Raw genomic sequence first — 22,962 nt, 5'->3', positions numbered from 1 at the left:
GGACATCATGCCAATCAACATCACCATGCCGGCGCTGTCGCCCACGATGGAAGAGGGCAATCTTTCCAAGTGGCTGGTCAAGGAAGGCGACAAGGTTTCGCCGGGCGACGTGATCGCCGAGATCGAGACCGACAAGGCGACGATGGAAGTCGAGGCCGTCGATGAGGGCACGGTCGCCAAGCTGGTCGTTCCGGCCGGCACCGAAGGCGTGAAGGTCAATGCGCTGATCGCCATTCTCGCCGGCGAAGGCGAGGATGCAGGTGCAGCGGCAAAGGGCGGCGGCGATGCCGCGCCCGCGAAAGCCGATGCCAAGCAGGATAAGGCGTCAATCTCCCCACCCGTGGGGGAGATGTCGACGAAGTCGACAGAGGGGGGCGCTGCCCCGCCGACCTCTCAGTCTGTCGCGCCCCCCTCTGGCCTGCCGGCCATCTCCCCCACAAGGGGGGAGATCAGCCAATCGTCAGGCGAGCGCACCTTCGCCTCGCCGCTGGCGCGTCGCATCGCCAAAGACGCAGGCGTCGATGTGTCCGCCGTGACCGGCACCGGCCCGCATGGCCGTGTCGTCAAGGCCGACGTCGAGGCGGCGATTGCCGGCGGTGGCGCCAAGGCTGCACCGGCCGCGAAAGCCGCACCTGCCGGCGCTCCGGCACCTGCGGCTCCGGCTGCGGCACCCAAGGCGATGTCGGACGAACAGGTGCTGAAGCTGTTTGCCGAAGGGTCCTATGAGCTCGTCCCGAACGACAATATGCGCAAGACCATTGCGCGCCGCCTGGTCGAGGCCAAGACAACCATCCCGCATTTCTACCTGACGCTCGACTGCGAGCTCGATGCGCTGCTGGCGCTGCGCACACAGATCAATGCGGCTGCTCCGACGAAGAAGACCGACAAGGGCGAGGCTCCCGTCTACAAACTCTCGGTCAACGACATGGTGATCAAGGCGATGGCGATGGCGCTGATGGCGGTGCCGGATGCCAATGCATCGTGGACCGAAAGCGCCATGGTCAAGCACAAGCACGCCGATGTCGGCGTTGCCGTGTCGATCCCCGGCGGCCTGATCACGCCGATCATCCGCCACGCCGACGAAAAGACGCTGTCCACCATCTCCAACGAGATGAAAGATCTCGCGAGCCGTGCCCGCAGCCGCAAGCTGAAGCCTGACGAATATCAAGGCGGTACGACGGCGGTTTCCAATCTCGGCATGTTCGGCATCAAGGACTTTGCCGCCGTCATCAACCCGCCGCATGCGACGATCCTGGCGGTGGGTGCGGGCGAGCAGCGGCCGGTGGTCAAGAACGGCGAGATCAAAATCGCCAATATCATGTCGGTGACGCTGTCGACCGATCACCGCGCCGTCGACGGAGCGCTCGGCGCCGAACTTCTGGTCGCCTTCAAGCGCATGATCGAAAATCCGATGGGCATGCTGGTCTAGGAAGGAAAGGCTGTGCGGCAATTCGTCACCAGCCTTTTCGCCCTGATCCTTTCCGGCCTGGCCGGCGGGCTGGCGGCGCTGTGGCTGGCAATCGCCACCAATGCGAATTCGGAATACATCCTGGTGTTCATGGTTTCGGCGCTGGTCACCATCGTTGCGACGGTGGTATTTTTCATCGCGCAGTTCGTGCCAAACCCGCAAAGGGCGATAAACCTGACGGGGCTTGTTGGGATTGCGTTGTTCGTGCTGGCCGGGATCGGGCTGATTGCCTGGACCTTCTCTCAGCCGCCGGGCAAAGCCCAGTGGTCGGGCGATCTCCCCGTTGTCGCCGGTCTGATTTTGCCAAGCATCGCCACGGTTATCGTGCAGTGGCTGTTCGTGGGATGGCGCGTACGGCGCGGGCTTAGGGCGGAGGCGGGTGCGGGTGCATGAAGACGATCCTCTGCTACGGCGATTCCCTGACCTGGGGCTATGACGCGGCGAGCCTCGGGCGCCATGCGCTGGAAGATCGCTGGCCGAGCGTGCTCAAGGCGGCGTTGGGCGACGATGATATCGAAGTCATTGCCGAAGGTCTGAACGGCCGCACCACGGCTTTCGACGATCACCTGGCTGGTGCCGACCGCAATGGCGCCAAGGTGCTGCCGACGATCCTGACCAGCCATGCGCCGCTCGACCTGATCATCATCATGCTCGGCGCCAACGACATGAAGCCCTGGATCCACGGCAATCCGGTCGCGGCCAAGCAAGGCGTGCAGCGGCTGATCGACATCGTACGCGGCCACGATTATCCGTTCGACTGGGCCGCGCCGCAAATCCTGATCGTTGCGCCACCCGCGGTCAGCCGCACCGACAATGCCGAATTCAAGGAAATGTTTGCCGGCGGCGACGAGGCCTCGAAGCGGCTGGCGCCGCAATATTCCGCGCTCGCCGACGAGGCCGGCTGCGGCTTTTTCGATGCCGGCACGGTGGCCGAGACCACACCGATCGACGGCGTCCATCTCGATGCCGAAAACACGCGCAATATAGGTGAGGCATTGGCGCCATTGGTGCGCGTGATGCTGGAACTCTAGAGAAAAATCAGGGAGAAACCCCGTGGCTGAATCCTACGACGTGATAATCATCGGCTCAGGCCCCGGCGGCTATGTCACGGCGGTGCGCTCCGCCCAGCTCGGCTTCAAGACTGCCATCGTCGAGCGCGAGCATCTCGGCGGCATCTGCCTCAACTGGGGCTGCATCCCGACCAAGGCGCTGCTGCGCTCGGCCGAGATCATGCACTATTCCGATCATCTGAAGGACTACGGCCTGAAGCTCGAAGGCGGCAAGGTCAGCGCCGACACGGCCGCTGTCGTCGACCGCTCGCGCAAAGTGTCGTTGAGGCTCAATGGCGGCGTCGCCTTCCTGATGAAGAAGAACAAGGTCGACGTTATCTGGGGCGAGGCCAAGCTCTCCAAGCCGGGTGAAATCGTCGTCTCCAAGACGGCCAAGAAACCGATGGAGCCGCAGCCGCCGGTGCCCAAGGGCGTCAAGGGCGAGGGCACCTATACCGCCAAGCACATTATTCTCGCCACCGGCGCCCGGCCGCGCGCGCTGCCCGGCATCGAGCCGGACGGCAAGCTGATCTGGACCTATTTCGAGGCGATGGTGCCGAAGGAGATGCCGAAGTCGCTGCTGGTCATGGGTTCGGGCGCCATCGGCATCGAGTTCGCCTCCTTCTACCGCACCATGGGCGCCGAGGTGACGGTGGTCGAGCTGTTGCCGGCGGTGATGCCGGTCGAGGACGCCGAGGTCTCGAAATTTGCGCAGAAGCAGTTCGAGAAGCAGGGCATGAAAATCATCCTCGAGGCCAAGGTGACCAAGGTCGAGAAGGGTGCCAACTCGATCACCGCCCATGTCGAGATGAAGGACGGCAAGGTCGAGAAGATCACCGCCGGCCGCATGATCTCGGCCGTCGGCGTGCAGGGCAACATCGAGAATCTCGGCCTCGAGACGCTCGGCGTGAAGACGGACCGCGGCTGCGTCGTCATCGATGGCTACGGCAAGACCAATGTGCCCGGCATCTACGCTATCGGCGATGTCGCCGGACCGCCGATGCTCGCCCACAAGGCCGAGCATGAAGGCGTGGTCTGCATCGAGAAGATCGCCAATTTCCCCGGCGTGCATGCGACAGACAAGCTGAAGATCCCGGGCTGCACCTATTGCAACCCGCAGGTCGCCTCGGTCGGGCTCACCGAAGCCAAGGCGAAGGCCGAAGGCAAGGACATCCGCGTCGGCCGTTTCCAGTTCGGCGCCAACGGCAAGGCGATCGCGCTTGGCGAGGACCAGGGCTTCATCAAGACCATCTTCGACAAGAAGACCGGCCAGCTGCTCGGCGCGCATATGGTCGGCGCCGAGGTGACGGAGCTGATCCAGGGCTTTGTCGTGGCGATGAACCTGGAGACCACCGAGGAAGAACTGATGCACACCATCTTCCCGCATCCGACGCTGTCGGAGATGATGAAGGAAAGCGTGCTCGATGCCTATGGCCGTGCGCTCAACGCGTGATAAATTGCTGCCGCGAGACTCAGACGCATGCGCCGGAGGAACCTTACGGCAGACAGTTCGTTTCCGGATGCATTTTCACCTGACACTGGAGGAGTTGGCATATGGACGTGAATGGCGTGGGCTGGATTGCGGCCATCATCATCGGCGGTTTGGCCGGGTGGCTGGCCGAGATGGTCATGAAGAGCAATACCGGCGTCTTGATGAACATCATTATGGGCATTGTCGGCGCGGTGGTGCTGAACGCAATTCTCAGGGCGCTCAACATCGAACCCTTCGGTGTCGGCTGGCTCGCCTACCTGATCACCGGCTTCATCGGCGCCTGCCTGCTGATCTTTGCCGGGCGGCTGATACGCCGATAAAACGGCTCGCCGTTTATCTCGTTCTTCTGACGCAATTCCGGACGGAAAACTGTGTCACACTTTTCCTGGAATTGCTCTGGATCCCCGCTATGCGAAAAAGGCTGTGGCGGCATGCGCCGCCGCAGCCTTTTTCTTTGCACCGAAAAGCCCTAGATGACGCCAGAAGGGCGAATGCCGACGGGCAGACGCCAACAAGTCAGGTTTGAGATGGTCACTGTTCTCGACACGATCGCCAACGCGCCGCGCCTGCGGCACCCCGAGAAGGCACACAAGCCTGATCAGGACGTGCTGCGCAAACCCGACTGGATCCGCGTCAAGGCGCCGATGTCGAAGGGCTATGCCGAAACCCGCGAGATCGTGAAGTCGCACAAGCTGGTCACGGTGTGCGAAGAGGCCGGCTGCCCCAATATCGGCGAGTGCTGGGAAAAGAAGCACGCCACCTTCATGATCATGGGCGAGATCTGCACGCGCGCTTGTGCCTTCTGCAATGTCGCCACCGGCATTCCCACCGCGCTCGATGCCGATGAGCCGGCGCGTGTCGCGCATGCCGTCAAGCAGATGGGGCTGACCCATGTCGTCATCACCTCGGTCGACCGCGATGATCTCGCCGATGGCGGCGCGCAGCATTTCGCCGAGGTTATCCGGGCGATCCGAGCAGCGACGCCCTTGACCACGATCGAAATCCTGACGCCCGATTTCCTGCGCAAGGAGGGCGCGCTGGAGATCGTCGTGGCGGCCAAGCCCGATGTCTTCAACCACAATCTCGAAACCGTGCCGTCGAACTACCTGACGGTGCGGCCGGGTGCTCGCTATTTCCACTCGATCCGGCTGTTGCAGCGGGTCAAGGAGCTCGACCCGTCGATCTTCACCAAGTCCGGCATCATGGTCGGCCTCGGCGAAGAGCGCAACGAGATCCTGCAGCTGATGGACGACCTGCGCTCGGCCAATGTCGACTTCATGACCATTGGCCAGTATCTGCAGCCGTCGAAGAAGCACCACCCGGTGATCCGCTTCGTCACGCCGGAGGAATTCAGCTCCTTCGCGACGATCGGCAAGACCAAGGGTTTCCTGCTGGTGGCGTCGAACCCGCTGACGCGCTCCTCGCACCACGCCGGCGACGATTTCGCCAGGCTGCGGGCGGCGCGTGAGGCGCAGCTCAAAAAAGCGAGTTAAATCCTGCTTCAATGCCGAAATTCGAAGCCACACGCCGCGTTGCCCACACGCCGGAGCAGATGTTTGCGCTGGTCGCCGATATCGAGACGTATCCGCAATTTCTGCCGCTGTGCGAGGCGCTGACGGTGCGCTCTCGCAAGGAGCGTGATGGCCGCACCATTCTCCTCGCCGATATGAGCATCGGCTACAAGGCGATCCGCGAGACCTTTACGACGCAAGTGCTGTTGAAGCCGGACGAGAACACCATCGACGTCAAATACATCGATGGGCCGTTTAAATATCTAAGCAATATCTGGCGCTTCGAGCCGGCCGACGGCGGCGGCTGCAACGTCCGCTTCTTCATCGACTACGAGTTCAAGAGCCGTATCCTCGGCGTGTTGATGGGCACCATGTTCGATCGCGCCTTCCGCATGTTTTCCGAAGCCTTCGAAAAACGTGCGGACGTCATCTACGGAACGACGCCCATCTCATGAGTGTCGCCGAGCGCGCGCAGGCCGATCTCCAGCGCATGCTTGACCGTCTCACGGCGGATGAAGTCGCGGCCATTGTTGGCAAACATATTGAGCTCGGCAGCCACCGGCCCACGTCTTAGGGCAACTCCGAACCAGACGAGGCCGACCGGTTTTTCCGGCGAACCGCCGCCTGGGCCGGCAATGCCGGTGACGGCAAGCGCCAGCCCGGCGCGCGAGCGCGCCAGAGCGCCCGCCGCCATCTCCAGAACCGTTTCGCGCGAGACGGCGCCATGCGCCTCGAGTGTGGCGGGCGAGACGCCGAGCATCTCCATCTTTGCTTCATCGGAATAGGTGATGAGGCCGCGATCGACGACAGCGGACGAGCCGGCAATGTCGGTCAGTGCCGAGATGATCATGCCGCCGGTGCAGCTCTCGGCCGTCGCCAGCATGATGCCGCGTTGCTGGCAGACCTGGAGCAGGGCGTTGGCAAGATCGCTGTTGTTCATGCGGGAACCTCCCCGGGGAAGACGACACTGGCGGTGGCGATGGCGGCGATGCCTTCCTCGCGGCCGACAAAGCCGAGTTTCTCGTTCGTCGTCGCCTTGATCGAGATGCGATCGCTGGAAATGCCCAGCATCGCCGACAGCGCATTGGTCATGGCCCCGCGATGCGGGCCGACGCGCGGCGCCTCGCAGATCAGCGTGATGTCGGCATTGGCGATGCGGCCGCCGCGTTCGCGCACCAACCTGGCCGCATGCTCGACGAAGATCTTTGACGCCGCGCCCTTCCATTGCGGATCGGAAGGCGGGAAATGCGTGCCGATGTCGCCGGCGCCGCAAGTGGCGAGCAGCGCATCGGTCAGCGCGTGCAGGCCGACATCGGCATCCGAATGGCCGGAAAGCTTCTTGCCATGCGGAATGGCGACGCCGCACAGGGTGACATGGTCGCCGGCCTCGAAGGCGTGCACGTCATAGCCATTGCCGGTGCGAATGTCTGGAAAACGCTCGCCAGTAAGCCGTTGATCTGCCATCGCAATATCCCTTGCCCAGGTCAATTTGACATTGTCCGGCGACCCCTCGACGATTTTTACCGGAATATGCGCCCATTCGGCGATCGCGGCATCGTCGGTGAAATCCGCCTTGCCGAGATGATGGGCCTTTTCATGCGCGGCGAGCAACGGCCAGAACGGAAAGCCTTGCGGCGTCTGGGCGGCATGAAGGCCGGCCCTTGGCACCGTCTCTTCGATCATGCCGGTCGTCGACTCGCGCTTCAGCGTATCGGCGACGGGCAAAGCGGGCAGCGCGCCCTGGCGCTCGCCAATGGCGGCGATGATACGGTCGATCAGGGCCGTGTCGACAAACGGCCGCACCGCGTCATGGACAAGGACACGGCCGGGCGTACGTTCCCTCAGCGCCAGCAGGCCGAGCCGGACCGAGGCCTGGCGCGACTCGCCACCGACCACGGCGGTAACCCGCTCGGCATACGCGCCGGCTGCCTTGTCGAAAAGCGCGCGGTCATCGGCATGGATGGCGACGACGACGGGGCCAATTTCGGGATGCGCCAGGAAAGTCTCCAGCGTGCGCGCGATGACGGCACGGCCACCAATGCGCTGATATTGCTTCGGCCCGTCGGCCTTTCCGGCACGCGCGCCGCGACCGGCGGCAACGATGACCAAGCCGACCTTGTCGGTCGTCGCTTCGGCCGGTTTTTCGCTTGCGTCTGTCATGCCGAGAGGCTTAGTCGCGGCTTATGGCGAAGGCCAGCATTTTCCCAAATGCGCCGCAATGTGACGTCATTGCGCGTTGCACAATGCCTTTCTTATGGCTAGAGAATGTGCAGCAATCCGATATGCTTGGTTTTTGTGCATGCCTGAAGTGACAAAATTGGCTTCGCCGCTCGACGTTGGCGGCGTGACGATCCGCAACCGCGTCTTCCTCGCGCCCATGTCGGGAATAACGGACGAGCCGTTCCGGCAGCGCGCCTACGCGCATGGCGCGGGCCTAGTCGTGTCGGAAATGGTGGCGAGCGGCGAGCTTGCCAAGGGCAGGGTCGGATGCGACCTGCGCATCCGTCATTCCGGGCTGCCCGTCCATATGGTTCAGCTTGCCGGCCGCGAGGCCGAGCACATGGCCGAGGGCGCGCGCATCGCTGCCGGCGAGGGCGCCGACATCATCGACATCAATATGGGCTGCCCGGCCAAGAAGGTGACCGGCGGCTATGCCGGCTCGGCGCTGATGCGCGATCTCGACCACGCGCTGTCGCTGATCGAAGCGGTGATCGGCGCGGTCCAGGTGCCGGTCACGGTCAAGATGCGGCTCGGCTGGGACGACAATGCGCTCAATGCACCCGTTTTGGCGCGCCGCGCCGAAGAGGCCGGTGTTAAAATGGTGACCGTGCATGGGCGCACGCGCTGCCAGTTTTATCAAGGCAAGGCCGATTGGGGCGCCATCGCCCGCATCAAGGACGCCGTCTCGATCCCGGTGGTCGCCAACGGCGATGTGGGCTCGCCCGCGGAGGCCGCCGAAATCCTTGAACAGTCGGGCGCCGACGCGGTGATGATCGGTCGTGCCCATTATGGCGCGCCATGGACGGCGGGCCGCATTGCGGCGAAGGCTGCGGGCGACGCGCTCTCCGGCGTGCCGGAAAGCCCGCAAGCCATGGCCGACTACATCGTTTCCCACTACGAGGACATGCTGACGCTTTACGGCGTCGAAAGCGGCTTGCGCCAGGCGCGCAAGCATCTCGGCTGGTATCTCGACCGCCACGCTGCTGGCGTTTCCGATGAGCGGCGGAAAGCCATCCTCACCTCTTTCGAACCCGCCCGCGTCATTGCCTTGCTGCATGAGGTGTTTTCCGGCGAAGCCACGCCCTTGCGGAGCGCCGCATGAACGCCACCGTCACACCGAGCTCCGACATGGCGGATGCCGCCAGTATAGTGCTGAACACCATCCGCCGTCCCGTCATCATGGTCGATCCGGACGGGTTCATCACCTACGCCAATGCCGATGCGGAAGACTTCTTCCGCTCAAGTGCCAACATGCTTGCCCGCAACACACTCTCCAAGCTGATCCCGTTCGGCAGCCCGCTGTTGCAGCTGGTCGACCAGGTGCGCGAGCGCCGTGCGCCGGTCAACGAATACCGTGTCGACGTGTCGTCGCCGCGTCTCGGCATCGAGAAGGTCGTTGATCTCTATGTCGCGCCGGTGCCGGAATTCCCAGGCTCGATCGTGGTGATGTTCCAGGAACGCTCGATGGCCGACAAGATCGACCGCCAGATGACACACAGGGGTGCCGCGCGTTCGGTCACCGGCCTTGCCGCCATGCTGGCACATGAGATCAAGAACCCGCTGTCCGGCATACGTGGCGCCGCACAGTTGCTCGAACTCTCGGCGTCCGACGAGGATCGCGCGCTGACCCGCCTCATCACCGACGAGACCGATCGTATCGTCTCCCTGGTCGACCGCATGGAAGTGTTTTCCGACGAGCGGCCGATTGACCGCTATCCTGTCAACATCCATGTCGTTCTGGACCATGTGAAGGCAATCGCGAAGAACGGTTTTGCCAAGCGAATCAGGATATTGGAGGACTATGATCCATCATTGCCTCCGGTTTTCGCCAACCGCGACCAACTGATCCAGGTGTTCCTCAACCTGGTCAAGAATGCCGCCGAGGCGATCGGCGGCGATCCGCAGGGCGAGATCGTGCTGTCGACGGCGTTCAGGCCGGGCATCCGCGTTTCCGTTCCCGGAACCCAGGACCGCGTCTCGCTGCCGCTGGAATTCTGCGTGCGCGACAATGGGTCGGGCGTCTCGGAAGACATTCTGCCGATCCTGTTCGATCCGTTCATCACCACCAAGCCGAACGGCTCGGGGCTCGGCCTGGCGCTGGTGGCGAAAATCGTCGGCGAGCATGGCGGCATCATCGAATGCGATTCGACGCCGCGCGGCACCACCTTCCGAATCCTGATGCCGGCCTGGAAAGAAACACCCATCGACACTGCCGATGATGAAGGCGAAGGAGACCGCAAATGACGGTTCGCGGCAATATTCTCGTCGCCGACGACGATGCGGCCATCCGCACCGTGCTCAATCAGGCGCTGTCGCGCGTCGGCCATGAGGTGCGCGTGACCTCCAACGCCTCGACGCTGTGGCGCTGGGTGGCGGCGGGCGAGGGCGATCTCGTCATCACCGACGTGGTGATGCCTGATGAAAATGCCTTCGACATGCTGCCGCGCATCAAGAAGGCGCGGCCGGAGCTGCCGGTCATCGTGATGAGCGCGCAAAACACTTTCATGACCGCGATTCGGGCTTCCGAAACAGGTGCTTACGAGTATCTGCCGAAGCCGTTCGACCTGACCGAGCTGCTCAATATCGTCAACCGGGCGCTGTCCGAGCCGCGGCGACCGAAGATCGATACGCGGCCGGAAGAGCAGCCTGACTCGATGCCGCTGGTCGGCCGCTCGGCCGCCATGCAGGACATCTACCGCATGCTGGCGCGCATGATGCAGACCGATCTGACGGTGATGATCTCGGGCGAGTCCGGCACCGGCAAGGAATTGGTGGCGCGCGCGCTGCACGAATATGGCCGCCGCCGAGGCGGTCCGTTCGTCGCCATCAACATGGCGGCAATCCCGCGCGACCTCATCGAATCGGAACTGTTCGGTCATGAGAAGGGTGCCTTCACCGGCGCACAGAACCGCTCGACAGGCCGCTTCGAGCAGGCCGAGGGCGGCACGCTGTTCCTCGACGAGATCGGCGACATGCCAATGGAGGCGCAGACGCGGCTGCTGCGCGTGCTGCAGCAAGGCGAATACACCACTGTCGGCGGGCGCACCCCGATCAAGACCGATGTGCGCATCGTCGCCGCCACCAACAAGGATCTGCGCACGCTGATCAACCAGGGGCTTTTCCGCGAGGATCTGTTCTATCGCCTGAATGTCGTGCCGCTTCGGCTGCCGGGCTTGCGTGAGAGATCGGAAGACATTCCCGATCTGGTGCGGCATTTCTTCAAGATCGGCGCCAGCGAAGGCTTGCAGACCAAGCGCATTTCGACCGGCGGCATCGAATTGATGAAGCGCTATCCGTGGCCGGGAAACGTGCGCGAGCTGGAAAACCTGGTGCGCCGGCTTGCGGCGCTCTATTCGCAGGACGAAATATCAGCCGAGATCATCGAGGCCGAACTGAAGACAGGCGAAAGGCCGGTCATTCCCGGCGGCGGCAATTTGATCCCGGACGATCTGTCCATCGGCCAGGCGGTGGAGCACTTCCTGCAGCGCTATTTCGCCTCTTTTGCCGGTGATTTGCCGCCGGCAGGTCTCTATCAACGCATCTTGTCGGAGGTCGAATATCCGCTGGTCCTTGCCTCGATGACGGCAACCCGCGGCAACCAGATCAAGGCCGCCGAACTGCTGGGCCTCAACCGCAACACGTTGCGCAAGAAGATTCGCGAGCTGGGTGTCAACGTGTACAAATCGTCGAGATCATGAGCGCCTGCTGCCCGAAGTGACGCGAGGTCATCCCCTTTTCAGGGGATCGGCGGCCGAAAGATTTCCGTCACGGCCACACTTGTTGCATAATCGCCACAATGCGTTGCATACATCCAACGCAATCACTGGCTCTTAGACGGCGACATGGCTTCGCAAGCTCTCACATCAAACGAACCGCTTTTCAGCAGACCCGGCCAGAGGGATGGACGGCGGCTGCTTGCGTTGCCTGGCGTTGTGGCAATTGCCGGCGCGCTGGTTACGGCGGCAATCTCGTTTGCGATTCTTGTCGGCGCCACGCCGATCACGCCAGACGCAAACACAACGCTGACGCTGATTGCGGCCAATGCCTTATTTGTGCTGGCGCTGATTGCTCTGGTCGGCCGCGAGGTGCATCGCATCACCATGGCGCGCCGGCACGGCAAGGCGGCGTCACGGCTGCATGTGCGCATCGTGACGATGTTTGCGCTGGTCGCGGCCATCCCCGCCATCATGGTGGCCATCATTGCCTCGATCACGCTCGATATCGGCCTCGACCGCTGGTTCGAAATCCGCACCAAGGCGATCGTCAACTCGTCGCTGTCGATCGCCGACGCCTATGTGCAGGAAAACGCTCGTAATCTTCAGGGCACGACGCTGTCGATGGCCTATGATCTCGACGCCTCGCGCACGCTTTACGGCCTCGATCGAACCGGCTTTCTCGACCTGATGAACAAGGAAGCCGTGGGCAGGAGCCTGGTGCATGCGGCGCTGGTCAGGGAAGACGGCTCCTTTGTCATGAGCGCGAAGACCGATGCGGATTTCTCTATGCCGCCACCGCCGGAGGGCGCGGTCAGCGCCGCGGCCGACGGCAAACCGGTGCTGATCGAGCCGAAGACGCGCAACATCATGGGCGCCATCATCAAGCTGCGGGAGATCGAAGGCCTCTACCTCTACACCAATCGCCTGGTCGACCCCGAAGTGATCAAGGCGAGGGCGATCGTCCAGTCCAACACCGCCGAATATCGCGGCCTGGAAGACAACAGGCGGACGTCGCAGGTGGCGTTCGCGCTGCCCTATCTGTCACTGACGCTGATCATCATCCTGTCGGCCATCTGGACCGGCATAGCGGTGGCCGACCGTCTGGTGCGGCCCATCCGTCAACTCATCGGCGCGGCTGACGAGGTTGCGACCGGCAATCTCGATGTCGCCGTTCCGGTACGGCCTTCCGACGGCGATGTCGCCTCGCTTGGCGATACGTTCAACAAGATGCTGCTGGAGCTTAAATCGCAGCGCAACGAGATCCTGTCGGCCAAGGATTTGATCGACGAACGGCGTCGTTTCTCGGAAGCGGTGCTGGCCGGCGTCACCGCCGGCGTCATCGGCGTCGATCCCTACGGCATCGTCTCCATCGTCAACAAATCGGCCGAAACGATGCTGGCCATATCGGCCACGGCGGCGCTGGGGCAGAACCTGTCCGCCGTGCTACCGCATGTCGGGCGTGTCTTCGAGATCGGCCGCAAATCCGGCAAGCCGGTCTATCGCGAGCAGGTCACCTTCTATCGCACCGGCGCCGAGCGTACCTTCAACGTGCAGATCACCATCGAGGCCGGCGACGACGGCGAGGAGGAGAAATCCTACGTCGTGACGGTCGACGACATCACCGATCTCGTCCAGGCACAGCGCTCGTCGGCCTGGGCGGATGTGGCGCGGCGTATCGCACATGAAATCAAGAACCCGCTGACGCCGATCCAGCTCTCGGCCGAGCGCATCAAGCGACGCTTCGGCAAGGTCATCACCGAGGACCGCGAGATTTTCGACCAGTGCACCGACACGATCATCCGGCAGGTCGAGGATATCGGCCGCATGGTCGACGAGTTCTCGGCTTTCGCCCGCATGCCCAAGCCCGAGATGAAAGCCATCGATCTGCGTGAATCGCTGCGCGAGGCGTCGTTCCTGGTCGAAGTCAGCCGCGCCGACATTGCTTTCGAACGCGTGTTCGGCAACGAACCGCTCAAGGGCACGTTCGATAGCCGATTGATGGCGCAGGCTTTCGGCAACGTCATCAAGAACGCGGCCGAGGCGATTGACGGGCTGGAACAAAAGGACGGTTCGCACGGCATAATCCGGATTCAAGCTGCCCGGCAGAATGGCGCGATCAGAATCGACGTCATCGACAATGGCAAAGGCTTGCCGCGCGAGAACCGCCAAAGGCTGCTCGAGCCCTACATGACGACGCGCGAGAAGGGCACCGGGCTCGGTCTCGCCATCGTCAAGAAGATCGTGGAGGACCATGGCGGGCGGCTCGAATTGCACGATGCGCCCGCGGATTTCCACGGTGGACGCGGCGCGATGATCTCGATCATCCTGCCGCCAGCTGCCGCAACCGCGCCGCCACGCGGTCAAGGCGAAACGGAACACGAACGAGAAACTGAAAAGGTCGGTAATGGCGTCTGATATTCTCATCGTCGATGACGAGGAAGACATCCGTGAACTCGTCGCGGGCATATTGAGCGACGAAGGGCATGAAACCCGCACGGCATTCGATGCCGACAGCGCGCTCGCGGCAATCGCCGACCGGGCGCCGCGGCTGATTTTCCTCGACATCTGGTTGCAGGGCTCGCGCCTCGACGGGCTGGCGCTGCTCGACGAGATCAAGACGATGCATCCGAGCCTGCCGGTGGTGATGATCTCCGGCCACGGCAATATCGAGACAGCGGTGTCGGCCATCCGCCGCGGCGCCTATGATTTCATCGAGAAGCCGTTCAAGGCCGACAGGCTGATCCTGATCGCCGAGCGGGCGCTCGAAACCTCGAAATTGCGGCGCGAGGTGTCCGACCTCAAGCAGCGCAGCGGCGAAACCTTCGACCTGATCGGCATGTCGTCGGCGATGAGCCAGCTGCGCCAGACCATCGAGCGCGTGGCGCCGACCAACAGCCGCGTCATGATCATCGGTCCGTCCGGCTCGGGCAAGGAGCTCGCCGCGCGCGCCATCCACACGCTGTCGACGCGCAAGGGCGCGCCCTTCGTGACGCTGAGCGCGGCCAACATCACGCCCGAGCGCATGGAGATCGAGCTGTTCGGTACCGAATCGAACGGCACCGAGCGCAAGGTCGGCGCGCTTGAAGAGGCGCACCGCGGCATTCTCTACATCGACGAAGTGGCCGACATGCCGCGCGAGACGCAGAACAAGATTTTGCGCGTGCTGGTCGAACAGCAGTTCGAGCGGGTCGGCGGCACCAAGCGGGTCAAGGTCGACGTCCGCATCATCTCCTCGACCTCGCAGAACCTGGAGGCGATGATCGCCGACGGCCGTTTTCGCGAAGACCTCTATCACCGCCTGGCGGTGGTTCCGGTCATGGTGCCGGGCCTGGCCGAGCGGCGAGAGGACATTCCCTATCTCGTCGACAATTTCATGAAGCAGATCGCTCGCCAGGCCGGCATCAAGCCGCGCCGCATCGGCGACGATGCGCTTGCCGTGCTGCAGGCGCACAACTGGCCGGGCAATGTCCGCCAGCTGCGCAACAATGTCGAACGGCTGATGATCCTGGCGCGTGGCGACGATATCGATGCGCCGATCACCGCCGACCTGTTGCCGTCGGAGATCGGCGATGTCATGCCGCGCACGCCGAACCAGTCCGACCAGCACATCATGGCGCTGCCGCTGCGCGAGGCGCGCGAACAGTTCGAGAAGGACTATCTGATCGCCCAGATCAACCGTTTCGGCGGCAACATCTCGAAGACGGCCGAATTCATCGGCATGGAGCGCTCGGCGCTGCACCGGAAACTGAAGTCGCTGGGGGTCTGACCCCCGTTGTTGTTGGTCCAGCGGGCTGTGGCCCATTCAATTGCCGGTTACGGCAGCGGCGGAATCGCATAGAAAAACCGGGACTTTTCTGAGGGATCACCCATGCCGCGCATTACCTATGTGAACGGGCGCTATGTCGCCCATGCCGACGCTGCCGTGCATATCGAGGATCGCGGCTATCAATTCGCCGACGGCGTCTACGAGGTCTGCGAGGTGGCGCAGGGCTTTATCGTCGACATGCCGCGCCATCTTGCCCGGCTGAGCCGCTCCCTTAGCGAATTGTCGATCGACTGGCCGGTCACCAAGGGTGTGCTGCCGCTTCTTCTGCGCGAAATCGTCCGGCGCAACCACGTCGTCAACGGCCTGGTCTATGTCCAGGTTACGCGCGGTGTTGCCAGCCGCGACTTCGTTTTCCCCGCCGATACACCGTCATCGCTAGTGATTACGGCCAGAAAGGCCGACCCGGCGGCGGCCGCCAAGCGAGCCGAGGCGGGCATCAAGGTCATCACCGTGCCGGAAAACCGTTGGGACCGGGTCGACATCAAGAGCACCGGCCTGCTGCCCAACGTACTGGCCAAGCAGAAGGCCAAGGAGGCCGGCGCCCAGGAGGCCTGGTTCGTCGACACCGATGGCAACGTCAAGGAGGGCGGCTCGTCCAACGCCTGGATCGTTACAAGGGACGGCGTTCTGGTCACCCGGCCGGCGGAGCATGGCATCCTGCGCGGCATCACCCGCACGACCATGTTCGAAGTGGCGGCAAAGCTCGGGTTGACGATCGAGGAGCGCGGTTTTTCAGTCACTGAAGCCAAGGCTGCGCGAGAAGCTTTCATCAGTTCGGCAACGACAATCGCCATGCCGGTCGTGGCAATCGACGGTGCCGCGGTCGCCAATGGGCACCCCGGTTCGATAACACTTTCATTGCGGCAAGCCTTTTTTGACGTTGCGGAAAAAAGTCCAGCCTGATAACCGCACAGACGGACTGCACATCAATATATCTCGTTCTGCTTGTCGTTACTGACGGCAAGGGGGTGTTTGCAAGCTTGACATGTGCCCGCTAATTTGGCGCATTAGCCTGCAAACCGAAGGGGATCGGCGAAAGACAAGAACAATGGCGGAACGATCGCAAAACCTTCAGGACCTGTTCCTGAATTCTGTTCGCAAGAGCAAAAATCCACTCACCATCTTTCTCATCAACGGCGTCAAGCTGACCGGCGTGGTCACTTCCTTCGACAATTTTTGTGTTCTGCTGCGCCGTGACGGCCACTCCCAGCTCGTCTACAAGCATGCCATTTCCACGATCATGCCGAGCCAGCCGGTTCAGATGTTCGATGGCGAGGAAAGCCAGGGCGCCTGATTGGCACGTGAAAAAGACGCGGACCGCGGCGTCCGCGGGAAACCAGCACATAATTCCGGGACGGAAGCCACAGGTCCGACCCGGGCGGTTGTCATTGTGCCGGTGCTTACCCGGCATCAGCGCAACGATGACGAAACGAACCGTCCACGGCTGACGCGTTCGGCGGATGCGCGCCACGACGAAGCGGTCGGCCTTGCCCGCGCCATCAACCTGGATCTGATCCACACGGCGGTGGTCACCGTCAACGATCCACGCCCGGCAACCTTGCTCGGCAGCGGCAAGGTCGCGGAATTCGCCGAGATCGTCAAAGAGGGTCACGCGGAGGTGGTCATCGTCGACCATCCGCTGACGCCGGTGCAGCAGCGCAATCTCGAAAAAGAAATGAATGCCAAGGTGCTCGACCGCACCGGATTGATCCTGGAGATTTTTGGCGAGCGCGCGCGGACCAAGGAGGGCACGCTGCAGGTCGAACTTGCCCATCTCAACTACCAGAAGGGCCGTCTGGTGCGGAGCTGGACCCACCTTGAACGCCAGCGCGGCGGAGCCGGCTTCCTCGGCGGCCCCGGCGAAACCCAGATCGAGTCGGACCGGCGGCAGCTGCAGGAAAAAATCATCAAGCTCAAGCATGAGCTGGAAACGGTGCGCCGCACCCGCGACCTGCACCGCGCCAAGCGCAAGAAGGTGCCGTTCCCGGTGGTGGCGATTGTCGGCTACACCAATGCCGGAAAGTCGACGCTGTTCAACCGGCTGACCGGGGCCGACGTGCTGGCCGAAGACATGCTGTTTGCAACGCTCGACCCGACGCTGCGCCGCGTGCGCCTGCCGCACGGCACGCCGATCATCCTGTCGGACACAGTCGGCTTCATTTCGGACCTGCCGACGCATCTGGTCGCCGCCTTCCGCGCCACGCTGGAAGAGGTCGTCGAGGCCGATCTGGTCATCCATTTGCGTGATATCTCAGATCCGGATACGGCCGCCCAGGCCGAGGACGTCGAGCGCATCCTTGCCGATCTCGGTGTCGACGCTGGCGATGCGAACCGGGTCATCGAGGTGTGGAACAAGGTCGACCTTCTCGACGACGGCAACCGGGAGCGCCTGCTCGCCGACGGCACTGACGCCAACAAGGCGCCGCCGATCGCCATCTCGGCGGTCACCGGCGAAGGCATCGATGCGCTGAAGGCGCTGATCGAGACCAGGATGTCGGGCGAACTCGAGGAATTGACGGTGACGATCGAACCGCCGCAGTTCGGCCTTGTCGACTGGCTATACCGCAATGGCGACGTCGTTTCGCGGGTAGACAATGAGGATGGCAGCGCGACCATCGCACTCAAGGCCACGCACACCGCCCGGCAAGAGATCGAAAGCCGATTGCACCGCAAAAACAGGCAGTAAGCCTGATTATTTCACGCCCTTGGCCTGCTGCCAGAGCACTTCCATCTCGTCCAGCGTGGCTTTTTCGAGCGTGCTTCCCGATGCATCGATCGCGCGCTCGACATAGTGGAAGCGCGAGCGGAACTTTTCGTTGGTGCCGCTAAGCGCCGCTTCCGAATCGAGCTTGAGGTGACGCCCCAGATTGACGACGGCAAACAGCATGTCGCCGAATTCGTCCTTGATCTCAGCCGTTTCGCCCTTAGCCAGTGCCTCGCGCAGCTCGCCGATCTCTTCCTCGATCTTGTCGAGGATGGGTGCTGCCTCGCTCCAGTCGAAACCGACACGCGCTGCCTTTTCCTGCAGCTTCAGCGCACGAGTCAAAGCGGGCAGGGCGACGGGCACGCTGTCCAGGAAACCCTTGCCATGGTCTTCGGGGTCGAGGCCGCGGGCGAGGCGCGCACTTCGCTTTTCGGCTTTTTCCTCAGCCTTGATCTTTTCCCACATGCCCTTTGCCATGCCGGCGCTGCGCGCCTTCTCGTCGCCGAAGACATGCGGATGGCGCCGGATCATCTTGGTGGTGATGGCCTCGACCACATCACCGAAGGCAAAATCGCCGGCTTCCTCAGCCATCTGCGCGTGGTAGACGACCTGCAGCAGGAGATCGCCGAGTTCGTCGCGCAGATCGTCGAGATCGCCGCGCGCAATGGCGTCCGCCACCTCATAGGCTTCCTCGATCGTATAGGGCGCGATGGTCGAGAAATCCTGCTCGATGTCCCAGGGACAGCCGGTCTTCGGCGCCCTGAGCGCCGCCATGATCTCGATCAGCCGGGAAATGTCGCGCGAAGGTTTCATGCGGCGAATGCTATCCCGCTGCCTGTCGTGCGGCCAACGCTGTCAGCTGGCGGCCTGACCTTGTCCACAGCTCAGCCGTATCAGCCGAGTACCGACACAACCGCCTTGGCGAGGTCATCCATGCCGTCCTCGGGCAGGCCGGCGACGTTGATGCGGCTGTCGCCGACCATGTAGACGCCATACTCGGCACGCAGCCGCTCGACTTGCGCCTCGGTCAGGCCAAGCCTGGAAAACATGCCGCGATGGCTGGCGATGAAGTCGAAGCGGTCGGAGTTGGACTGCCGGCGCAGCGCGTCGGCGAACTGGACCCGCAGCCTCAGCATGCGCAGCCGCATCTCCTCCAGCTCCGCCTCCCAGTCGGCGCGAAGGCCATCATCTTCCAGCACCATGCGCACGGCGGCGGCGCCGTGGTCCGGCGGCATCGAATACATGGCGCGCGCCGCCGCCAGCATCTGGCTCATCGCGACATCGGCTTGCGCGCTATCCTTCGCCAGGATCATCGCCGCGCCGACGCGGTCGCGGTAGACGGCAAAGTTCTTCGAGCAGCTCGAGGCAACGACCATTTCAGGCACCTTGCCCGCGAGAAGGCGCAAGCCGGCCGCATCGGCGTCCAGGCCTTCGCCAAAGCCCTGATAGGCAATGTCGACAAAGGGCAACAGCCCGCGCTCGACGACAAGATCGGTGACGCTGGCCCATTGCGCGATATCGAGATTGGCGCCGGTCGGGTTATGGCAGCAGCCATGCAGCAGCACGATATCGCCGGGCTCGGCTGCGCCAAGCGTTGCCAGCATCTCGTGGAAGCGCACCGCGCCGGAAACGGCATCGAAATAGGGATAATCGCGCACCTTGAGGCCGGCCCCGCGCATCACCGGCGGGTGGTTCGGCCATGTCGGGTCCGACAGCCAGACGGTTGCGTCGGGGCGGGTCCGCTTCAACAGCTCCGCCACCAGCCGCAGCGCGCCGGAACCGCCAGGCGCTTGCGCGGCGCGGATGCGCGTCATGTCGGCAGCGGGGCCGAAGGCCAGCTTGACCATCGCCGTGTTGAAGCCGGTGTCGCCGGCAAGGCCGAGATAGGTCTTGGTGTCCTGGTCCTGCAGCAACCGCTTCTCGGCCTCGCGCAGGGCGCGCATGACCGGCGTCCTGCCGTCGCGGTCCTTGTAGACGCCGACGCCGAGATCGATCTTGCCGGGGCGCGGATCGGCGCGATAGAGGCCGATCAAGGCGATGATCTTGTCGGCCGGGGCAGGTTGCAGGGTCTCGAACATCAATACGGCTCCAATGGCGGCGGAGTAATACGCAAAGCGGCCGCGTTTCGCCAGTGCTTCCATCTGCGCCAGTCCGCTAGCGTACTGGACCGTTACGCCAAGCTTTGTCTGTACGGCAGGGGTCGGCGGCTATGGCGACGGGTTCATTCCAATCCGCCGGATAAGCACCCGTCCAATCACGGCGAGACCGATGCCGGTCAGCAGGGAGAAACCGCCGAGCATGCCGGCCAGCCCGGCAAGGAACCAGCGTCCGGCGAAGCTGTCGACGGAGGCATTTTGCGGATTGGTTGGGTCGTAAGCGACAGGGACGCTGTCGCCATCACCCCAGAACGAGCTGTGGACGGCATTGTTGAAGCGGATGACGGTGCCGTCGGCGGTCGAGAACTCGATGCGGGGATTGTATTCGGCGGCGACAATCCTGCCTGTCGCCGAAGCGGTACGAGGGCCGTACATCTCGACGATGGCCAGCACGCCGGAAGCGATCAGTCCGACAATGCCAAAGATGATGAACACCCTGCCGACGATCGGCAACGCTGCAAAACCCGTTACACGACTACCATTGGCCATCTTTTGCTCCTGGGACAGACGGATAAGGCTAGACTTCATCCATAAAGCAAACATCTGCCGCACGGGAGATGGGTAAGTGCGCAGCGGACTTCTGATTGCATGATGCCTATTGTGGCGACGCAAAAAGTTTAGTCGCGATGGATTAAGATCCCCGCCTGTTCCGTAAACAGGGCATGAAACGGTCGATGCCACGCTTCGATATTGTCGGCCAGCTGGGTTCGCTCAGGCGCTACGCACGCTCGCTGACGCGCGACAGCACTGACGCCGAGGATCTGGTGCACGATGCGCTGGTGCGCGCCTACGAGCGGCGCGACACATTCCGCTCGGGCGGCAATCTGCGGGCATGGCTGCTGTCGATCGTCCACAACGCTTTCATCGACAAGATGCGCTCGCGCCGGTCGGAAGCGGTGCGCGTCGAGCAGGCCGGCTATCTCACCGATGCCAGCACGCCGGCGCCGCAGGAACATTCCGTGCGCCTGGCGCAGGTGCGCGAGGCCTTTTTCAGTCTGCCGGAGGAGCAGCGTTCGGCGCTGCATCTGGTCGCCATCGAGGGCCTTTCCTACCAGCAGGCCGCCGACGCCAGCGGGGTGCCGCTGGGCACGCTGATGTCGCGCATCGGCAGGGCGCGCGCAGCACTGCGCGAGATGGAAAACGCTGCACCTTCGCCGGCCAAAAGCCATCTGAGGATCGTGGGAGACCCGTCATGACCGACCTGTTGCGGGACCCGGTGACCGATACCGATCTCGACGCCTATGTCGACGACCAGCTGGATGTCGCGCGCCGCATCGAGGTCGAGGCGTTCCTGTCGGCTCGTCCGGAGGCTGCGGCGCGGGTGATGTCCGATTTGAGGACGCGCGACGAACTGCGCCTGGCGCTGGCTGCTTCCACAGGAATGGCGCGGCCGGCGACGACTGAAGTCGCGCGCCGGCTGGGCAGGGGACTGGCCAGTCGCCGCGTCTTCGCCGTGCTGCAGCGGGCGGCCGCGGTCGCCGTCTTTGTCGCTGCCGGCTGGCTGGCGAACGGCCTCTTCGGGCCGCTGCTGGTGACCAAGGTCGTGGCTTCGCCGCCGCCGCCCGCCTATGTCGAAGAAGCGGTCCGGGCGCACAAGACGACGCTCATGCGCGAGGCGATGCCCTCGCAGCTGGAGGCGCCCAACTACAATGGCGACGAAATCCGCGCCGCCACCGCAATCGTCATGCCATCGCTGCCCAAGCACTGGAAGGTCCGCGACGTGCAGATCTATCCGTCGCGCTTCGGGCCGAGCGTCGAGGTGGCGCTGGAGACGAAGGATATGGGGCTGGTCTCGCTGTTTGCGATCCGGCCCGGAACCTTCGACGTGGTCAAGCCTGCCATCGCGCCCTCCGGCGACATCTCCTCTGCCTATTTCCAGATCGGCGAGGTCGCGTACGCGGTCGTCGCGCGCAGCGATGTCCACGACCTCGACCGCGCCGCCGAGACGCTTGCCAAGACACTTTACTGATCAGGACACTTTACTGAGACCACATAAGGAGAACCCGCAATGAATACCCCTGACCTCGGATACCGCATGGGCACTGGCGCACGCGCCGGCGCCATCTATGACGAGGGCCTGCGCAGCCACATGCTGCGCGTCTACAATTATATGGGCATCGGCCTCGTCGTCACCGGCATCGTTGCCATGGTGGTGTCCTCGACGCCGGCCCTCTACGTGCCGATCTTTTCCAGCCCGCTGAAATGGGTGGTGATGCTGGCGCCGCTCGCCTTCGTGCTGCTGTTCTCGTTCAAGATGCAGACGATGTCGGCGGCGAGCGCCCAGTTGATGTTCTGGGCCTTCTGCGCGGTGATGGGCCTGTCGCTGGCTTCGGTGTTCCTGGTCTTCACAGGCACCAGCATCGCGCGCACCTTCTTCATCACCGCCACCATGTTCGGCGCCACCAGCCTCTACGGCTACACGACCAAGCGCGACCTGACCCAGTTCTCGTCCTTCCTGATCATGGGCCTGATCGGTGTGGTGATCGCCAGCGTCGTCAACATCTTCCTTGGCTCGACCGCGCTGCAGTTCGCCATCTCGGTGATCGGCATTGCCGTCTTTGTCGGCCTGACCGCCTGGGACACGCAGACGATCAAGGAACAGTATGCGGAGAATTTCGACGCGGAATCGCAGCAGAAGCTTGCCGTTTTCGGCGCGCTGTCGCTGTACCTGAACTTCGTCAACATCTTCCAGCTGTTGCTGAATTTCACCGGCGAGCGCGAATAGTCGAACCGTAGCAAGGCAACAATCTCGATCTCGCAGTGGCCGGAGGTGAATCTCCGGCCACTGTCGTTTTGGCGTGGAGACATCGCTCCTCTATC

23 protein-coding genes are annotated in these 22,962 nt (G+C 63.2%); 18 read left to right on the top strand and 5 right to left on the bottom strand.

Annotated features, from left to right (window positions below):
- Positions 1–7 precede the first annotated feature (7 nt).
- The 7 genes from NKK50_RS15115 to NKK50_RS15085 all read left to right on the top strand — a co-directional run bounded on the left by NKK50_RS15115 (position 8) and on the right by NKK50_RS15085 (position 5,975).
- A complete protein-coding gene (locus NKK50_RS15115; RefSeq protein WP_352543604.1) occupies positions 8–1,429 on the top strand; it encodes a pyruvate dehydrogenase complex dihydrolipoamide acetyltransferase in 1,422 nt (473 codons plus the stop codon).
- 12 nt (positions 1,430–1,441) lie between these two features.
- Complete coding sequence (locus tag NKK50_RS15110; RefSeq protein WP_352543603.1) at positions 1,442–1,861, top strand: hypothetical protein; 420 nt, start codon at positions 1,442–1,444, stop codon at positions 1,859–1,861.
- Complete coding sequence (locus NKK50_RS15105) at positions 1,858–2,499, top strand: SGNH/GDSL hydrolase family protein (RefSeq protein WP_023748668.1); 642 nt, start codon at positions 1,858–1,860, stop codon at positions 2,497–2,499. The genes NKK50_RS15110 and NKK50_RS15105 overlap by 4 nt, the downstream gene beginning before the upstream one ends.
- A 22-nt stretch (positions 2,500–2,521) precedes the next feature.
- Positions 2,522–3,970: a dihydrolipoyl dehydrogenase gene (lpdA, locus tag NKK50_RS15100; RefSeq protein WP_023825582.1), complete on the top strand. Its 1,449-nt coding sequence runs from the start codon at positions 2,522–2,524 to the stop codon at positions 3,968–3,970.
- Between the two features lie 101 nt (positions 3,971–4,071).
- Positions 4,072–4,329 (top strand): GlsB/YeaQ/YmgE family stress response membrane protein, encoded by a 258-nt coding sequence (locus NKK50_RS15095; RefSeq protein WP_023668920.1) that lies wholly within the window; start codon positions 4,072–4,074, stop codon positions 4,327–4,329.
- A 207-nt stretch (positions 4,330–4,536) separates the two neighbouring features.
- Complete coding sequence (gene lipA / locus NKK50_RS15090) at positions 4,537–5,502, top strand: lipoyl synthase (RefSeq protein WP_023745034.1); 966 nt, start codon at positions 4,537–4,539, stop codon at positions 5,500–5,502.
- 11 nt (positions 5,503–5,513) lie between these two features.
- Positions 5,514–5,975 (top strand): type II toxin-antitoxin system RatA family toxin, encoded by a 462-nt coding sequence (locus NKK50_RS15085; protein WP_023710532.1) that lies wholly within the window; start codon positions 5,514–5,516, stop codon positions 5,973–5,975.
- Here the strand turns inward: NKK50_RS15085 and NKK50_RS15080 are convergent.
- Together NKK50_RS15080 and NKK50_RS15075 are read right to left on the bottom strand one after the other, a co-directional pair.
- A complete protein-coding gene (locus tag NKK50_RS15080) occupies positions 5,951–6,460 on the bottom strand; it encodes a CinA family protein (RefSeq protein WP_352543602.1) in 510 nt (169 codons plus the stop codon). The genes NKK50_RS15085 and NKK50_RS15080 overlap by 25 nt on opposite strands.
- Complete coding sequence (locus tag NKK50_RS15075; RefSeq protein ID WP_352543601.1) at positions 6,457–7,680, bottom strand: bifunctional 2-C-methyl-D-erythritol 4-phosphate cytidylyltransferase/2-C-methyl-D-erythritol 2,4-cyclodiphosphate synthase; 1,224 nt, start codon at positions 7,678–7,680, stop codon at positions 6,457–6,459. The genes NKK50_RS15080 and NKK50_RS15075 overlap by 4 nt, the downstream gene beginning before the upstream one ends.
- A gap of 139 nt (positions 7,681–7,819) precedes the next feature.
- Here NKK50_RS15075 and dusB point away from each other — a divergent pair, with 139 nt between their 5' ends.
- The 8 genes from dusB (at position 7,820) to hflX (ending at position 17,968) form a co-directional block, all read left to right on the top strand.
- Positions 7,820–8,842: a tRNA dihydrouridine synthase DusB gene (gene dusB, locus NKK50_RS15070; RefSeq protein ID WP_023706548.1), complete on the top strand. Its 1,023-nt coding sequence runs from the start codon at positions 7,820–7,822 to the stop codon at positions 8,840–8,842.
- Complete coding sequence (locus tag NKK50_RS15065) at positions 8,839–9,984, top strand: two-component system sensor histidine kinase NtrB (protein ID WP_023706549.1); 1,146 nt, start codon at positions 8,839–8,841, stop codon at positions 9,982–9,984. Before dusB ends, NKK50_RS15065 begins: the two co-directional genes overlap by 4 nt.
- Entirely contained in the window at positions 9,981–11,438 is a 1,458-nt protein-coding gene (ntrC, locus tag NKK50_RS15060; protein ID WP_023832199.1) for a nitrogen regulation protein NR(I), read from the top strand. Before NKK50_RS15065 ends, ntrC begins: the two co-directional genes overlap by 4 nt.
- A 144-nt stretch (positions 11,439–11,582) precedes the next feature.
- Complete coding sequence (locus NKK50_RS15055; RefSeq protein ID WP_023668928.1) at positions 11,583–13,871, top strand: sensor histidine kinase NtrY-like; 2,289 nt, start codon at positions 11,583–11,585, stop codon at positions 13,869–13,871.
- Positions 13,861–15,222 carry a nitrogen assimilation response regulator NtrX gene (ntrX, locus tag NKK50_RS15050; protein WP_023668929.1) on the top strand — a complete coding sequence of 454 codons (1,362 nt, stop codon included), beginning with the start codon at positions 13,861–13,863 and terminating at the stop codon, positions 15,220–15,222. The genes NKK50_RS15055 and ntrX overlap by 11 nt, the downstream gene beginning before the upstream one ends.
- 102 nt (positions 15,223–15,324) lie before the next feature.
- A complete protein-coding gene (locus NKK50_RS15045) occupies positions 15,325–16,185 on the top strand; it encodes a D-amino-acid transaminase (protein WP_023701734.1) in 861 nt (286 codons plus the stop codon).
- A 145-nt stretch (positions 16,186–16,330) separates the two neighbouring features.
- Positions 16,331–16,576: an RNA chaperone Hfq gene (hfq, locus tag NKK50_RS15040; RefSeq protein ID WP_006202172.1), complete on the top strand. Its 246-nt coding sequence runs from the start codon at positions 16,331–16,333 to the stop codon at positions 16,574–16,576.
- Complete coding sequence (gene hflX, locus NKK50_RS15035; protein ID WP_023708495.1) at positions 16,577–17,968, top strand: GTPase HflX; 1,392 nt, start codon at positions 16,577–16,579, stop codon at positions 17,966–17,968.
- Positions 17,969–17,974: 6 nt separating this feature from the next.
- On the opposite strand, the gene mazG is transcribed toward hflX, so the two are convergent.
- The 3 genes from mazG to NKK50_RS15020 all read right to left on the bottom strand — a co-directional run bounded on the left by mazG (position 17,975) and on the right by NKK50_RS15020 (position 20,631).
- Positions 17,975–18,799 (bottom strand): nucleoside triphosphate pyrophosphohydrolase, encoded by an 825-nt coding sequence (mazG, locus tag NKK50_RS15030; protein WP_023688462.1) that lies wholly within the window; start codon positions 18,797–18,799, stop codon positions 17,975–17,977.
- A gap of 80 nt (positions 18,800–18,879) precedes the next feature.
- Positions 18,880–20,064 (bottom strand): amino acid aminotransferase, encoded by a 1,185-nt coding sequence (locus NKK50_RS15025; protein ID WP_023734026.1) that lies wholly within the window; start codon positions 20,062–20,064, stop codon positions 18,880–18,882.
- A gap of 129 nt (positions 20,065–20,193) precedes the next feature.
- Positions 20,194–20,631 (bottom strand): DUF3592 domain-containing protein, encoded by a 438-nt coding sequence (locus NKK50_RS15020; RefSeq protein WP_023706554.1) that lies wholly within the window; start codon positions 20,629–20,631, stop codon positions 20,194–20,196.
- 173 nt (positions 20,632–20,804) lie between these two features.
- On the opposite strand from NKK50_RS15020, the gene NKK50_RS15015 reads away from it, so the two are divergent.
- Genes NKK50_RS15015 through NKK50_RS15005 form a run of 3 tightly spaced genes read left to right on the top strand, consistent with a single transcriptional unit; the run spans position 20,805 to position 22,867 of the window.
- Entirely contained in the window at positions 20,805–21,338 is a 534-nt protein-coding gene (locus NKK50_RS15015; protein ID WP_023745039.1) for a sigma-70 family RNA polymerase sigma factor, read from the top strand.
- Positions 21,335–22,111, top strand: a complete 777-nt coding sequence (locus NKK50_RS15010; RefSeq protein ID WP_352499969.1) for an anti-sigma factor family protein — start codon at positions 21,335–21,337, stop codon at positions 22,109–22,111. The genes NKK50_RS15015 and NKK50_RS15010 overlap by 4 nt, the downstream gene beginning before the upstream one ends.
- 39 nt (positions 22,112–22,150) lie before the next feature.
- Positions 22,151–22,867, top strand: a complete 717-nt coding sequence (locus NKK50_RS15005) for a Bax inhibitor-1/YccA family protein (RefSeq protein ID WP_352499970.1) — start codon at positions 22,151–22,153, stop codon at positions 22,865–22,867.
- Positions 22,868–22,962 lie beyond the last annotated feature (95 nt).

Origin of the sequence: Mesorhizobium sp. M0001 (assembly GCF_040324255.1) — a bacterium.
In the GTDB taxonomy this organism is placed as follows: Bacteria; Pseudomonadota; Alphaproteobacteria; order Rhizobiales; family Rhizobiaceae; genus Mesorhizobium.
Note: the sequence above shows the minus strand (reverse complement) of the source record. Positions and strands in the feature narration are given on the sequence as shown.